Annotated in this window: 15 protein-coding genes; 10 read left to right on the top strand and 5 right to left on the bottom strand. The window is 61.3% G+C overall.

What is annotated here, in order from left to right:
* Positions 1-61: 61 nt before the first annotated feature.
* From BOP93_RS20105 to BOP93_RS20095, 3 genes are read right to left on the bottom strand one after another with little or no spacing between them, the layout of a single operon-like run.
* Positions 62-442 carry a Rho termination factor N-terminal domain-containing protein gene (locus BOP93_RS20105; protein WP_104504405.1) on the bottom strand — a complete coding sequence of 127 codons (381 nt, stop codon included), beginning with the start codon at positions 440-442 and terminating at the stop codon, positions 62-64.
* A gap of 48 nt (positions 443-490) precedes the next feature.
* On the bottom strand, positions 491-757 hold the full coding sequence (locus tag BOP93_RS20100; protein ID WP_065883719.1) for a hypothetical protein: 267 nt from the start codon (positions 755-757) through the stop codon (positions 491-493).
* 51 nt (positions 758-808) lie between these two features.
* Positions 809-1,147 carry a hypothetical protein gene (locus BOP93_RS20095; RefSeq protein ID WP_104504404.1) on the bottom strand — a complete coding sequence of 113 codons (339 nt, stop codon included), beginning with the start codon at positions 1,145-1,147 and terminating at the stop codon, positions 809-811.
* A 191-nt stretch (positions 1,148-1,338) separates the two neighbouring features.
* Here BOP93_RS20095 and BOP93_RS20090 point away from each other — a divergent pair, with 191 nt between their 5' ends.
* From BOP93_RS20090 to BOP93_RS20065, 6 genes are all read left to right on the top strand, one after another.
* Entirely contained in the window at positions 1,339-1,818 is a 480-nt protein-coding gene (locus BOP93_RS20090) for a GNAT family N-acetyltransferase (RefSeq protein ID WP_065883715.1), read from the top strand.
* A 150-nt stretch (positions 1,819-1,968) separates the two neighbouring features.
* Positions 1,969-2,790, top strand: a complete 822-nt coding sequence (locus BOP93_RS20085; RefSeq protein WP_104504403.1) for an SDR family oxidoreductase — start codon at positions 1,969-1,971, stop codon at positions 2,788-2,790.
* Between the two features lie 32 nt (positions 2,791-2,822).
* Positions 2,823-3,803 carry a substrate-binding domain-containing protein gene (locus BOP93_RS20080; RefSeq protein WP_104504402.1) on the top strand — a complete coding sequence of 327 codons (981 nt, stop codon included), beginning with the start codon at positions 2,823-2,825 and terminating at the stop codon, positions 3,801-3,803.
* A complete protein-coding gene (gene araG, locus BOP93_RS20075; protein WP_104504401.1) occupies positions 3,800-5,299 on the top strand; it encodes an L-arabinose ABC transporter ATP-binding protein AraG in 1,500 nt (499 codons plus the stop codon). The genes BOP93_RS20080 and araG overlap by 4 nt, the downstream gene beginning before the upstream one ends.
* Positions 5,300-5,318: 19 nt before the next feature.
* Positions 5,319-6,284 carry an L-arabinose ABC transporter permease AraH gene (araH, locus tag BOP93_RS20070; RefSeq protein WP_065887792.1) on the top strand — a complete coding sequence of 322 codons (966 nt, stop codon included), beginning with the start codon at positions 5,319-5,321 and terminating at the stop codon, positions 6,282-6,284.
* Between the two features lie 187 nt (positions 6,285-6,471).
* Positions 6,472-7,275 (top strand): IclR family transcriptional regulator, encoded by an 804-nt coding sequence (locus BOP93_RS20065; RefSeq protein ID WP_104504400.1) that lies wholly within the window; start codon positions 6,472-6,474, stop codon positions 7,273-7,275.
* Here the strand turns inward: BOP93_RS20065 and BOP93_RS20060 are convergent, their stop codons facing one another.
* Positions 7,276-8,328, bottom strand: a complete 1,053-nt coding sequence (locus tag BOP93_RS20060) for an NAD(P)-dependent alcohol dehydrogenase (protein WP_065932499.1) — start codon at positions 8,326-8,328, stop codon at positions 7,276-7,278. It abuts the gene before it with no gap.
* Between the two features lie 181 nt (positions 8,329-8,509).
* Between BOP93_RS20060 and BOP93_RS20055 the strand changes: the two genes are divergently transcribed.
* Positions 8,510-9,403, top strand: a complete 894-nt coding sequence (locus BOP93_RS20055) for an AraC family transcriptional regulator (RefSeq protein WP_065932493.1) — start codon at positions 8,510-8,512, stop codon at positions 9,401-9,403.
* 122 nt (positions 9,404-9,525) lie between these two features.
* Here BOP93_RS20055 and BOP93_RS20050 read toward each other — a convergent pair whose 3' ends face one another.
* Entirely contained in the window at positions 9,526-11,190 is a 1,665-nt protein-coding gene (locus tag BOP93_RS20050) for an electron transfer flavoprotein-ubiquinone oxidoreductase (RefSeq protein WP_104504399.1), read from the bottom strand.
* Between the two features lie 507 nt (positions 11,191-11,697).
* On the opposite strand from BOP93_RS20050, the gene BOP93_RS20045 reads away from it, so the two are divergent.
* The 3 genes from BOP93_RS20045 to BOP93_RS20035 all read left to right on the top strand — a co-directional run bounded on the left by BOP93_RS20045 (position 11,698) and on the right by BOP93_RS20035 (position 14,267).
* Complete coding sequence (locus BOP93_RS20045; protein ID WP_024076934.1) at positions 11,698-12,447, top strand: electron transfer flavoprotein subunit beta/FixA family protein; 750 nt, start codon at positions 11,698-11,700, stop codon at positions 12,445-12,447.
* A 2-nt stretch (positions 12,448-12,449) separates the two neighbouring features.
* Positions 12,450-13,379 carry an electron transfer flavoprotein subunit alpha/FixB family protein gene (locus BOP93_RS20040; protein WP_104504398.1) on the top strand — a complete coding sequence of 310 codons (930 nt, stop codon included), beginning with the start codon at positions 12,450-12,452 and terminating at the stop codon, positions 13,377-13,379.
* A gap of 72 nt (positions 13,380-13,451) precedes the next feature.
* Positions 13,452-14,267: a substrate-binding periplasmic protein gene (locus BOP93_RS20035; RefSeq protein WP_104504397.1), complete on the top strand. Its 816-nt coding sequence runs from the start codon at positions 13,452-13,454 to the stop codon at positions 14,265-14,267.
* The last annotated feature ends 8 nt before the right edge of the window (positions 14,268-14,275 follow it).

Genomic DNA, 14,275 nt, shown 5'->3' with positions numbered 1-14,275 from the left:
AGATGAGCTGACTGATACACCGCTATCGGGGGCAAGCCCCCTCCCACATTTGAAGCTATGTTCAACCGGCCTTGCGCAGCGCTTGGATTAGCTCATCCTTGCGCATGGAGGAACGCCCGGGAATATTCCTGGCCCGCGCTTCCTTCATCAGGCTTTCCTTGGTTTGCGTACCCAGCGACGCACGACTGCCGCGAGGATGTCCCTCACGGCTGGCTGCCGCGCGCTTGGCTGAATCCTGCTGGTCCTGTTTCTTCTTGGCCGGCGCCTTGCGCTGACCGGACCCGCCGGCTTTTTCGCCACCGCCGGATTGCTTGTTGACGGTGGCCCAGGCACGGGCTTCGGCTTCGTCCTTGGACAGGCCCTTGTGCTCATAACCGTCTTCGATATGAGCGGCCTTGCGTTTCTGTTCGGTGGTGTATTTGGCTTTGCTTCCACGAGGCATCGCTAAACTCCTTCCGGCCCCAGCGGCGGGGCCAGACCACAAATGAAATCACTGCAAGCCTTGACCCTCGAGCTTGCGCGCCTCATCCACACCCGACGCGGTCAATTTGATCGGCAGGTTCAACGAATATTCACCGGCGTCGTCGGTGGTCACATGTCCATCCTTGATCAGCCCGCGGTCCTGCAGGAACGCCAAGACACTGGCGACTTCTTTTCCGCCGCGGTAGTTATCCAGCACCTCCTTGCCCAAGCCTTGCGGATGAGCGTGCAGCAGGCGGGTGAGGACTTCTCGTTCAAGGTTTCTATCAACGTTCATGTGTACCTCTTCACTGGGAAATGATCGGGTGTCGAGCGTGTCAGGCAGGGATCAAGGTGCAGGCTGTTTTGGTGCGCCTGGCAGGTTCGAATCGTCGCCTTTATTGATCTTCGGTTCATTCACCGATGAGCCCATTTTGCCGTTGCCGACGGCAGCAGGTGCCTGGCGCTGGGTATCGTGACCCTGGGTGTGCGGGTCGGCGGCATTGGTGTTGTCGATGATCGCGCCGCCATTGGTGTCGAGACCGGTGCCCATGGACTTCTGCGATTCGGTGGTGGCGTCAGGCGTTGGATCGGTCGGGCCGGTCGCTGCGGTGGCGGCAAACGCGCTCAACGATGCAGCAGACAGCAGGCCGGTGAGGGCGAGGGCAGCAAATTTGGAATTTTTCATGAGGGTGTCTCCATATGATTAATGTCCTTACCCTTGATTGGTCAGCCGCACTTTGCTGTTGGTGCCTTGATGGCGACGAACGGTCTTACGCGGCCTGTAAGAATTTGTGTACCCGCCATAGGGAAATTGCGCTGCAATCAGTCATCAAAGCGTCTTAGTATGTGGGCTTTGAACTTGCCCAAGGCGCGCCCATGACCATCGAGATTCGCCCCGCCGTACCCAGCGATGCTGCGCAGATCCTGACTTTCATCACTGAACTGGCCGAGTATGAGAAAGCCCGGCACGAAGTGGTCGCCAGCGTGGTGGATATCGAACGCAGTTTGTTCAGTGAGGGCTCCACCGCCCACGGCCTGATCTGTTCGCGCGACGGCCTGCCGATTGGCTTTGCGGTGTTCTTTTTCAGCTACTCCACCTGGCTTGGCAGTAACTGTCTGTATCTGGAAGACCTTTATATCAACCCGGAACAGCGCGGCGGCGGGGCGGGCAAGAAGTTGCTGCGCCACCTGGCCAGGATCGCCTGCGACAACGGCTGCGGGCGCTTCGAGTGGAGCGTGCTGGACTGGAACGAGCCGGCGATTGCGTTCTACAAGTCCATCGGCGCGCAGCCCCAGGAAGAGTGGGTGCGCTACCGCATGGAAGGCAATGCGCTGAGGGATTTCGCCCAGGGCTGACAGGCGCGTGGAACCGGCCCTATACGGCCGGTTTTTTTTATAGGTTTGTTCACATTGTGGGATGTAAATTTATATATTGAGATGTTTCAAGCTGTGGGTTTATAGTCGCCTGCATCAGCACTCACTGCCAAAAATAAAACAGGTGAAGCGATGCAGGCACAACCGTTGTCCCTACCCGCCGTGCCCGAGCCCACTTACGGCGAGCGACTCAAGCATAAGGTGGTGATCATCACCGGCGCTGCGCAAGGCATTGGCGAGGCCATCGTGGCGTGCTTCCAGGCGCAGCAGGCGCGGTTGGTGATCGCGGATATCCAGGCCGACAAGGTCGAGAAAGTCGCGGCCCATTGGCGCGAACGCGGCGCCGAGATTGTCGCGCAGGCCGTGGATATCACTTCCACAGAGCAATGGCAGGCACTGGTCAATGTGGCCATCGAGCGCTTCGGCCGCGTGGACGTGCTGGTCAACTGCGCCGGGGTCAATGTGTTTCGCGACCCGCTGCAAATGACCGACGAGGACTGGCGCCGCTGCTTCGCCATTGACCTTGACGGCGCCTGGTACGGTTGCCGCGCGGTGCTGCCGCACATGATCGAGCAGGGCATCGGCAACATCATCAACATTGCGTCCACCCACTCCAGCCACATCATTCCCGGCTGCTTTCCCTACCCTGTGGCCAAGCACGGCCTGCTCGGCCTTACTCGCGCCCTTGGCATCGAATACGCGCCCAAGGGCATCCGCGTGAATGCCATCGCCCCGGGCTATATCGAAACCCAACTCAACGTCGACTACTGGAACGCGTTCCCCGACCCCCACGCCGAGCGCCAGCGCGCGTTCGACCTGCACCCGCCCAAGCGCATCGGCCAGCCCATCGAGGTGGCGATGAGCGCGCTGTTTCTGGCGACCGACGAGGCGCCCTTTATCAATGCCACCTGCCTGATGATCGATGGCGGGCGGTCTGTGATGTACCACGACTAAACCGTTTTCCAATAACAACAATGAGGTGGTCCATGTTCAAGAAGACACTCGGTGCTGTGGCGCTTGCGTTGGCGTTCAGTGGGTTCGCATCCGCTGAAGAAGTGAAGATCGGCTTCCTGGTCAAACAGGCCGAAGAACCCTGGTTCCAGACCGAATGGGCCTTCGCCGAAAAAGCCGGCAAGGAGCACGGTTTCACTGTGATCAAGATCGCCGTGCCGGATGGCGAGAAAACCCTGTCGGCCATCGACAGCCTGGCCGCCAACGGCGCCAAGGGCTTTGTGATCTGCCCGCCGGATGTGTCCCTCGGCCCGGCCATCGTCGCCAAGGCCAAGGTCAACGGCCTCAAAGTGATGGCCGTGGACGACCGCTTCGTCGATGCCAAGGGCAACTTCATGGAAGACGTGCCGTACCTGGGCATGGCCGCGTTTGAAGTGGGCCAGAAACAGGGCGCCGCCATGGCCGCCGAAGCGAAAAAACGCGGCTGGGACTGGAAGGACACCTACGCGGTGATCAACACCTTCAACGAACTCGACACCGGCAAGAAACGCACCGACGGCTCGATCAAATCCCTGGAAGAAGCCGGCATTCCCAAGGACCATATCCTCACCGCCGCGCTTAAAACCCTCGACGTGCCCGGCAGCATGGACGCCACCAATTCGGCCCTGGTCAAGCTGCCCAGCGGCGCGAAAAACCTGATCATCGGCGGCATGAACGACAACACCGTGCTCGGTGGCGTACGTGCCACTGAAAGCGCCGGCTTCAAGGCCGCCAACGTGATCGGCATCGGCATCAATGGCACCGACGCCATCGGCGAATTGAAGAAAGCCGACAGCGGCTTCTTCGGCTCGATGCTGCCAAGCCCGCATATCGAGGGCTACAACACCGCGCTGGCGATGTACGAGTGGGTCACCACCGGTAAAGAGCCCGCCAAATACACCGCCATGGACGAAGTGACCCTGATCACCCGCGCCAACTTCCAGGAAGAACTGACCAAGATCGGGCTGTGGAAATGACCGCTGCGGCCCTGCGTTTTGACGGTATCGGCAAAACCTTTCCTGGGGTCAAGGCGCTCGATGGCATCAGCTTCACCGCGCACCCGGGGCAAGTGCACGCCCTGATGGGCGAGAACGGTGCGGGTAAATCGACGCTGCTGAAGATCCTCGGTGGTGCCTATATTCCCAGCAGCGGCACGGTGCAGATCGGCGAGCAGGTCATGGCCTTCAAGAACGCCGCCGACAGCATTGCCAGCGGCGTGGCGGTGATTCACCAGGAGCTGCACCTGGTGCCGGAAATGACCGTGGCCGAGAACCTGTTCCTCGGGCATCTGCCGTCGCGTTTTGGCGTGGTCAACCGCGGTGTGCTGCGCCAGCAGGCGCTGGCGTGCCTCAAGGGCCTGGCCGATGAAATCGATCCCCAGGAAAAGCTAGGGCGCCTGTCCCTGGGCCAGCGCCAACTGGTGGAAATCGCCAAAGCGCTGTCCCGTGGCGCCCATGTGATTGCCTTCGATGAGCCGACCAGCAGCCTGTCCGCCCGCGAAATCGATCGCTTGATGGCGATCATTGCGCGCCTGCGCGATGAGGGCAAAGTGGTGCTCTATGTCTCCCACCGCATGGAAGAAGTGTTCCGTATCTGCACTGCGGTGACGGTGTTCAAGGACGGGCGCTTCGTGCGCACCTTCGAGGACATGAGCGCGCTGAGCCACGATCAGTTGGTGACCTGCATGGTCGGCCGCGATATCCAGGACATCTACGACTACCGCCCGCGCGAGCACGGCGAAGTGGCGCTCAAGGTCGACGGCCTGCTCGGTCCCGGCCTGCGCGAGCCGATCAGTTTCAACGTGCGCAAAGGCGAAATCCTCGGCCTGTTCGGCTTGGTGGGGGCAGGGCGCACGGAACTGTTCCGCCTGCTCAGCGGCCTGGAGCGTGCCAGCGCCGGCCACCTGGAGTTGTGCGGTGAGCCGCTGCAATTGCGCTCACCGCGCGATGCCATCGCGGCCGGCGTGCTGCTGTGCCCGGAAGACCGCAAGAAGGAGGGCATCATTCCGCTGTCCAGCGTCGCCGAAAACATCAACATCAGTGCCCGGGGCGCGCATTCGGCGTTCGGCTGGCTGTTGCGCGATGGCTGGGAAAAGGGCAACGCCGAGCATCAGATCAAGGCGATGAAGGTCAAGACGCCCAGCGCCGAACAGAAAATCATGTACCTGTCCGGCGGCAACCAGCAGAAAGCCATTCTCGGCCGCTGGCTGTCGATGCCGATGAAGGTGCTGCTGCTGGATGAGCCCACGCGCGGTATCGACATCGGCGCCAAATCGGAGATCTATCAGATCATCCACAACCTGGCAGCCAACGGCATCGCAGTCATCGTGGTGTCCAGCGACCTGATGGAGGTCATGGGTATTTCCGACCGCATCCTGGTGATGAGCGAAGGCACCCTCACGGGCGAGTTACCTCGCGACCAGGCAGATGAAGCACGACTGCTGCAACTGGCACTTCCGCGTACGCGGGCTTGAAGAACAAGAGGACGCAGGTATGTCTCAGGTAAAAACGGCAAAAGGCTTCTGGCCAGGGTTCAATCAACGCAAGTTTCTCGACGACTGGGTGATGCTGTTGGCCGCCTTGGGCATCTTCGTGCTCAGTGCGCTGTTCATCGACAACTTCCTTTCGCCGCTGAACATGCGCGGGCTGGGCCTGGCGATTTCCACGGTGGGCATCGCCGCATGCACCATGCTGTTCTGCCTGGCGTCGGGGCACTTCGATTTGTCGGTGGGCTCGGTGATCGCCTGCGCCGGCGTGGTGGCGGGCATCGTGATCCGCGACACCGACAGCGTGATGCTCGGCGTGTCGGCGGCCCTGGCCATGGGCCTGGTGGTGGGGCTGATCAACGGCATCGTCATCGCCAAGCTGCGCATCAACGCGCTGATCGCGACCCTGGCGACCATGCAGATCGTGCGCGGCCTGGCCTACATCTTCTCCAACGGCAAGGCGGTGGGGGTGATGGATGAAGGCTTCTTCGTGTTCGGCAACGGCCAACTGATGGGCGTGCCGGTGCCGATCATCATTACCGTGTTGTGCTTTGTGTTCTTTGGCTGGCTGCTCAACTACACCACCTATGGGCGCAACACCATGGCCATCGGCGGTAACCAGGAAGCGGCGCTGCTGGCGGGGGTCAACGTTGATCGCACCAAGATCATCATCTTTGCCGTACACGGCCTGATCGGCGCACTGGCCGGCGTGATCCTGGCTTCGCGCATGACCTCCGGCCAGCCGATGATCGGCCAGGGTTTCGAGCTGACCGTGATATCGGCGTGCGTGCTGGGCGGGGTGTCGTTGAGCGGTGGTATCGGCATGATTCGCCATGTGATTGCCGGGGTGTTGATCCTGGCGATCATCGAGAACGCGATGAACCTGAAGAACATCGACACGTTTTACCAGTACGTGATTCGCGGTTCGATCCTGTTGCTGGCCGTCATCATCGACCGCATGAAGCAACGCTGATCCCAAGCCATATGAGGATCAACATGTGGGAGGGGGCTTGCCCCCGATGGCGGTCTATCAGGGGGCAGATGTGCAAGCTGACCCACCGCTATCGGGGGCAAGCCCCCTCCCACATTGGATGCCCTGTGTTCAGACGGGCAGCTTTTGCCATAATGGCGCCGTTTTCGTACTTCCCAATAGGCCCGATATGCAGGAAAACGCTCACTCCCCCGTCAAAGACACCGCCCCCACCGGCACCCAGACCCTGCTGCGTGGCCTGGGCGTGGTGCAGGCGGTGGCGGCCGGTGCGCGGGATCTGAAAGAGATCGCCCGCCGTATCGGTACCACCCGCAGCACCACTCACCGCCTGGCCAGTTGCCTGGTGGAGGAGCGTTACCTGCGGGTGGTTCCGCAAGTCGGTTACCTGCTGGGCCCCAAGCTGATCGAACTGGGGTTCCAGGCGCGCGAAGAACTGCCGCTGGTAAACCTGGCCGTGCCCTACCTGGACGAGTTGTCGGCCCTCACCGGCGACACTATCCACCTGGCGATTCGCGAATACGACGAAGTGCTCTACCTGCACAAGAACCCCGGCCGCAACGGTCCGGAAATGCGCTCGCGGGTGGGCCATCGCATGCCACTGGCGCGCACCGGCATCGGCAAGGCGTTGATGCTTGATGACAGCGTGGAGGAATGGCAGCGCCTGTACGACGTCAGCCTGCCGGCGGGGGGCAGGAACCTGCAATGGCCGCAGCACCCCGAGCAGTCCTGGGCGCAGTTCGAGCAGCGCATGCATGAATACGTGGTGGGCGGCTATGCGTTCGATCTGGAAGACAACGAACCGTCGATCCGTTGCGTCGCGGCACCGGTGCGCGATGCCAGCCGGCGAATCGTCGCCGGCATCAGCATCGCCAGTACCGTGCCCTACATGCCGCTGGAGAAAATGGCCGAGCTGATCCCTGTGATCAAACAGGTCGCGGCCCGGCTCTCGGCGCAACTGGGCGCGAAGGCCTGATCAGGCCTTCAGGGTCGCCATGTCGATGACGAAGCGATACTTCACATCGCCGGCGATCATGCGGGCGTAGGCCTCGTTGATCTGGCGGATGTCGAGCATCTCGATGTCGCAGGTAATTCCATGCTCGGCGCAGAAATCCAGGACTTCCTGGGTTTCGGCAATGCCGCCGATCAACGAGCCGGCCAGCACTTTACGGCCCAATACCAGTTTGGCGGCATTGACGGGCGGGTCCACCGGCTCGATCAGGCCGACCAGGATATGCACGCCGTCAAAGCGCAGCACGTCGAGGTAGGGGTTCAGGTCATGCTGCACCGGGATGGTGTCGAGCAGGAAGTCGAAATGCCCGGCGGCGGCTTTCATCTGTTCGGCATCGGTGGACACGATCACATGGTCGGCACCCTGGCGACGGCCTTCTTCGGCCTTGCTTGCCGAGCGCGTGAACAGCGTCACTTCGGCGCCCATGGCCTTGGCGAACTTGATACCCATATGGCCCAGGCCGCCCATGCCGAGAATCCCGACCTTGTCGCCGGCCTTCACACCATAGTGCTTGAGCGGCGAATAGGTGGTGATGCCCGCGCAGAGAATCGGCGCAGCGCTGGCCAGGTCGAGCTTGGCCGGGATCTTCACCACGAAGTGTTCGCTGACCACGATGCTGTCGGAGTAACCGCCCATGGTGTTGCTGCCGTCCACGCGGTCCGGGGTGGCGTAGGTCATGGTCGGGCCTTCGAGGCAGTATTGCTCCAGATCCGATTTGCAGGCGTCGCAGTGGCGGCACGAATCGACCATGCAGCCCACGCCCACCAGGTCGCCGACTTTATGGGAGGTGACGCTGGCGCCGACGGCAGTGACCTTGCCGACGATTTCGTGGCCGGGCATCAGCGGGTACACCGCGATGCCCCATTCGTTGCGCGCCTGGTGGATATCGGAGTGGCACACGCCGCAGTAAAGAATCTCGATGGCCACGTCATCGGCGCGCGGGCTGCGGCGTTCAAACGACATGGGGGCGAGGGGAGTGGTGGCCGACTGGGCGGCGTAACCGATCGCTGTGTACATGAGGAAACCTCGCAAATGCATTGAAAAGTGAGGCGGGCCATTTTCCTCACTGACCCTGTGGACGGCCATGGCGATTGCTCCGAGTCTCATGCCTATTCGTCCGACAGTGCCCCTTGTTTGGATGCATGTGGCGCCAGACCTGCGATGATGTTCTTATCCCTTTTTCGCGAAGTTTTTTGCCATGCTGTTGACCCGCCATCTCGACGCTAACGCCACCCTGGTTTCCCTGATCGAGGGGCTTGCCTCCCGCGACGGCTTTTCGCCGACTCACTTGCCTGGCGTAAAGGTGTTGCGTGCCAGTTGCGACGTGGCGCGTGGGCCGCAGATCTACGAGCCGAGCCTGATGTTCGTGGCTCAGGGCAGCAAGGTCGCCTATCTGGGCCCGCGTACGCTGGAGTACGGCGCCGGGCACTACCTGATCCAGGCCATGCCGGTGCCGTTCGAATGCGAGACCTTTGCCATGGCCCCCGGGGCGCCTTTGCTCGGCGTGACGGTGGGGATTGATCGCGTGGTGCTGGGGGAATTGGTCATGGCGATGGGCATGCAAGCCGGACCGCCGCCGGCGGCGCAGACCCTGGAGTCGATGAGTTCGGTGGTGCTCGATGACGCCATGCGCGGGTGTGTCGAACGGCTGTTGCAGTGCCTGCACGATCCGCTGGAGAGCCGGATCATGGGCCCTGCGCGGGTGCGCGAATTATTGTTCACTGCACTGCGCGGTCCCCAGGCCGATGTGTTACGTGCATTGGTGGAACAGCAAGGGCAGTTTTCGCGGATTGCCACGTCCCTGAACCACCTGCATGCCCATTACGCCGAACCGCTGAATATCGAGACGCTGGCCGGTTTTGCGCACATGAGTGCGTCGACCTTCCACGAACACTTCAAGCGCTGCACCTTGTTGTCGCCGGTGCAGTATCTCAAGCGCCTGCGGCTATTGAAGGCCCAGCAACTGCTGCTGGTGGAGGGGGTGAGCGTGGCGCAGGCGGCGCATGGCGTGGGGTATCAGAGTACGTCGCAGTTCAGTCGCGAGTACAAACGCTACTTCCTGCGTAACCCCGGCGAAGAACGGGCCGCTTGAGCGTCCCTGACACAATCAGGTTAAAAATGTGGGAGGGGGCTTGCCCCCGATAGCGGTGGTTCAGCCACAGATAGGCTGACTGACACACTGCCATCGGGGGCAAGCCCCCTCCCACATTTGATTTACATATTCGGGTAAGTCGGCCCGCCCGCACCTTCCGGGGTTACCCAGGTGATGTTCTGCGAAGGGTCCTTGATGTCACAGGTCTTGCAGTGCACGCAGTTCTGGGCGTTGATCTGGAAGCGCTTTTCGCCGTCTTCTTTAGTCACCACCTCATACACGCCGGCCGGGCAGTAACGCTGCGCCGGTTCATCGTAGAGCGGCAGGTTGGTGCCGATCGGGATACTCGGGTCTTTGAGCTTGAGGTGGCACGGCTGTTCTTCTTCGTGGTTGGTGCCGGAGATGAACACCGAGCTCAGTTTGTCGAAGCTCAGCTTGCCGTCGGGTTTGGGGTAGTCGATCTTCTGGCTGTCCTTGGCCAGCTTGAGGCAGGCGTAGTCCGGCTTGGTGTCGTGCAGGGTGAAAGGAATTTTGCCGCCAAAAATGTTCTGGTCGAGCCAGTTGAAGCCGCCGCCGACGATGGCGCCGAATTTGTGCACCGCCGGGCCGAAATTGCGGCTGGCGAACAGTTCTTCGTACAACCAGCTGGCTTTGAAACCGTCGACATACGCGGTCAGTTCGTCACCGCCTTCGGACTCGGCAAACAGGCGGTCGGCCACTGCGTCGGCGGCGAGCATGCCGGACTTCATCGCGGTGTGGCTGCCCTTGATCTTGGCGAAGTTCAGGGTGCCGAGGTCGCAACCGATCAGCGCGCCACCCTTGAAGACCATCTTGGGCAGCGAGTTCAGGCCGCCTTTGCAGATCGCGCGGGCGCCATAGCTGACGCGCTTGCCGCCTTCCAGGTATTGGGCCAGCACCGGGTGATGCTTGAGGCGCTGGAACTCATCGAACGGCGACAGGAAGGTGTTGCTGTAGGACAGGTCGACAATCAGGCCTACCACCACCTGGTTGTTTTCCAGGTGATACAGGAACGAGCCACCGGTGTTCTCGTTGCCCATGATGTCCAGCGGCCAGCCGGCGGTGTGCACCACCAGGCCCGGCTGATGTTTGGCCGGATCGATTTCCCAGATTTCCTTGAGGCCGATGCCGTAGTGCTGGGCATCGGCGTCGCTGTCCAGGTTGAAGCGCTGGATCAGTTGCTTGCCGATATGCCCGCGGCAGCCTTCGGCGAACAGGGTGTACTTGCCGCGCAGCTCCATGCCCGGGGTATACAGGCCTTCTTTGGGCTTGCCTTCGCGGTCCACGCCCAGGTCACCGGTGATGATGCCGCGCACCACGCCGTTTTCATCGAACAGCGCTTCCTGGGCGGCGAAGCCTGGGTAGATTTCCACGCCCAGGTTCTCGGCCTGCTGGGCCAGCCAGCGGCACAGATTGCCTAGGGAAATAATATAGTTGCCTTCGTTGTGCATGGTCTTGGGCACAAAGAAGTCGGGAACCCGGGTGGAGGTATCGCCGCTGCGCAGTACATAGATGTCGTCACGCACCACCGGCGTGTTGAGCGGGGCGCCGAGTGCTTTCCAGTCCGGGAACAGTTCGTTCAGGGCGCGTGGTTCGAACACGGCACCGGAGAGGATGTGTGCGCCCACTTCGGAGCCTTTCTCGACCACGCAGACGCTGATTTCCTTACCGGCTTCGGCGGCCTTCTGCTTCAGTCGGCAGGCGGCGGACAGGCCCGCCGGGCCGGCGCCGACGATGACCACGTCGAATTCCATGTATTCGCGTTCCACAGGCTATCTCCTACTCAAGGCTCAACAGGCTTTTTTTCTAATGGGTGGAGGTTCGGTAGTGGTCATGCGGCAACGGCACGACCCACCTTTCTCTCTAGGTGGCGCATTATATCTACACCACTGGCAGCGTCCAATACAAACGTTTGTTTGAATTGCCCGCAGGCTAGGTAAATCAAAGCAACGCGGCTTATGACTGACCATTTTGCCGTATTGACCAGAATAGGCGTTCCGGTCAATATACGGTCGGTTTTGCGCTGACCGTAGGCAGACTGCAGGTTTCAAGAGCACGTCCAAAAGCAAGACAGGTGACGCGTGCCCAGACACTGGCGCGCAGTTTACATGCTGCGATAAAGAATGACCTCTCAGTCACCCCTGACGAACGGTCATCACTTCCCGTGAGCAAGGTCATCCGCCGAGGTTTTTGGAGGTGCCCTTGTGTGCCGATGAGCATCAACCGCCAGGTTCGCCTAGGCGACTTTCTTTTCACCGGAGAGTAACGAGGAATCCATGAAGGTTCTTGTAGCTGTCAAACGCGTTGTCGATTACAACGTGAAAGTTCGCGTCAAGGCGGACAATTCCGGCGTCGACCTTGCTAACGTCAAGATGTCGATGAACCCATTCTGTGAAATCGCCGTGGAAGAAGCCGTACGCCTGAAAGAGAAAGGCGTGGCGACCGAGATCGTCGTGGTTTCCATCGGCCCCACCACTGCCCAGGAGCAATTGCGTACCGCCCTGGCACTGGGCGCCGACCGCGCCATCCTGGTCGAGTCCGCCGAAGAGCTGACCTCGCTGGCCGTTGCCAAGCTGCTCAAAGCCGTTGTCGACAAGGAACAGCCGCAGCTGGTGATCCTTGGCAAACAAGCCATCGACAGCGACAACAACCAGACCGGCCAGATGCTGGCTGCACTGACCGGTTACGGCCAGGGCACCTTCGCGTCCAAAGTGGAAGTGAGCGGCGACAGCGTTGCGGTCACCCGTGAGATCGACGGCGGCGCGCAGACGGTTTCGCTGAAACTGCCGGCGATCGTCACCACCGACCTGCGTTTGAACGAGCCGCGTTATGCGTCCCTGCCAAACATCATGAAAGCCAAGAAAAAGCCGCTTGAAGTGCTGACTCCGGACGCTTTGGGCGTTTCCACCGCCTCCACCAACAAGACCGTCAAAGTCGAAGCGCCGGCTGCACGCAGCGCCGGCATCAAGGTCAAGTCGGTGGCTGAACTGGTCGAGAAACTGAAAAACGAAGCGAAGGTGATCTGAACATGACTATCCTCGTAATCGCCGAACACGATAACAAGGTGCTGGCCCCGGCCACACTGAACACCGTGGCCGCTGCCGCTAAAATCGGTGGCGACATCCACGTACTGGTAGCCGGTCAGGGCGCTGGCCCGGTGGCTGAAGCCTCCGCGAAAATCGCCGGTGTGAGCAAAGTGCTCAACGCCGACAACGCTGCTTACGCGCACCAGTTGCCGGAAAACGTTGCGCCGCTGGTTGCAGAGCTGGGCGCCGGCTACAGCCACATCCTGGCTGCCGCCACTTCCAACGGCAAAAACATCCTGCCACGCGTTGCCGCGCAGCTGGACGTTGACCAAATCTCCGAGATCATCTCGGTCGAAAGCGCCGACACCTTCAAGCGCCCGATCTACGCCGGTAACGCCATCGCTACCGTGCAGTCCAACGCTGCGGTCAAGGTCATCACCGTCCGCGCCACCGGCTTCGACCCGGTGGCCGCTGAAGGCGGTTCGGCTGCCGTTGAAGCCGTCGCCGCTGCCCACGACGCCGGTACTTCCAGCTTTGTCGGCGAAGAACTGGCCAAGTCGGATCGCCCGGAGCTGACCGCTGCCAAGATCGTCGTTTCCGGCGGGCGTGGCATGCAGAACGGTGATAACTTCAAGCACCTGTACGCCCTGGCCGACAAGCTGGGCGCAGCGGTCGGCGCGTCCCGCGCAGCCGTTGACGCAGGCTTCGTACCCAACGACATGCAGGTCGGCCAGACCGGCAAGATCGTTGCGCCGCAGCTGTATATCGCGGTCGGTATCTCCGGCGCGATCCAGCATCTGGCCGGTATGAAAGACTCCAAGGTGATCGTTGCGATCAACAAGGACGAAGAAGCACCGATCTTCCAGGTGGCCGATTATGGCCTGGTGGCGGACTTGTTCGAAGCCGTTCCCGAGTTGGAGAAGCTGGTCTAATCCAGTCGCTTCACTTATAAAGAGCCCGGTCTTGTGACCGGGCTTTTTTTTGACGTGTAGGAGCACCTCGCCATGCAACTGCGTTCCCTGATCCCGCTGCTGGGCCTTACGCTGCTGCCGACCTTGTCGCTGGCGGCCGGCAAGTGCGAGCGCCTGGTCATTACCGGCAGCCCGGATGCACCGCCGTTGCTGTGGCGCGACCCGCAGGACCCGACTCACCTGATCGGCGCCACCGCCGATGTGCTGCAACAAGTAGCCACGGACCTGGGCCTGAAAATCGACCTGCTTTACGGCGGCAAGCGCACCATGGCCCTGGAGGAAGTGCGCAGCGGGCGCATGGATGTCCTCGCCGATGCGCCGTTGAACCTCGGCGAGCTGGAAAACCTCGACTACATCCACCCGGCGTTGATGCAGATCGATTACCTGGTGTGGACACGCAAGGACTCGCCCCTGGTCTACACCACTGCTGCCGACTTGCACGGCCATAAGGGCGCCGCCTCGGAGCGCGCTCGCCTGAGTGCCGGGTTTGATGCCTTTGCCGGCGAGCAGTTGACCTTGCAGCGTCTGCCCAGCCTGACGCCAGCCTTCCAGAAGCTGTTGCTGGGGGAGGTGGACTATGTGCTCGCCAGCCGCTATTCCGGCATGGCCATGGCCCAGACCCTGGGCATGAACAATGACCTGGTCGCGCGCGAAGTGCCGATCGACCAGCCCGGCCTGTACCTGGCCATCTCCCACAATTCGGCCTGCAATGATCCGTGGCTGCGCGGACAGCTGGCTAAAAAGATGACAGAATTGCCCGCGTCCGGTGCCGCGGAAGCCGCGTTGCAGCGCAATCTCGAGCGCTGGAAGGCGCAATTGCAACAACCCGTCGGTACCCCAACAAAGTAGGGATTTTC

Origin of the sequence: Pseudomonas orientalis, assembly GCF_002934065.1 — a bacterium.
GTDB lineage: Bacteria > Pseudomonadota > Gammaproteobacteria > Pseudomonadales > Pseudomonadaceae > Aquipseudomonas > Aquipseudomonas orientalis_A.
Note: the sequence above shows the minus strand (reverse complement) of the source record. Positions and strands in the feature narration are given on the sequence as shown.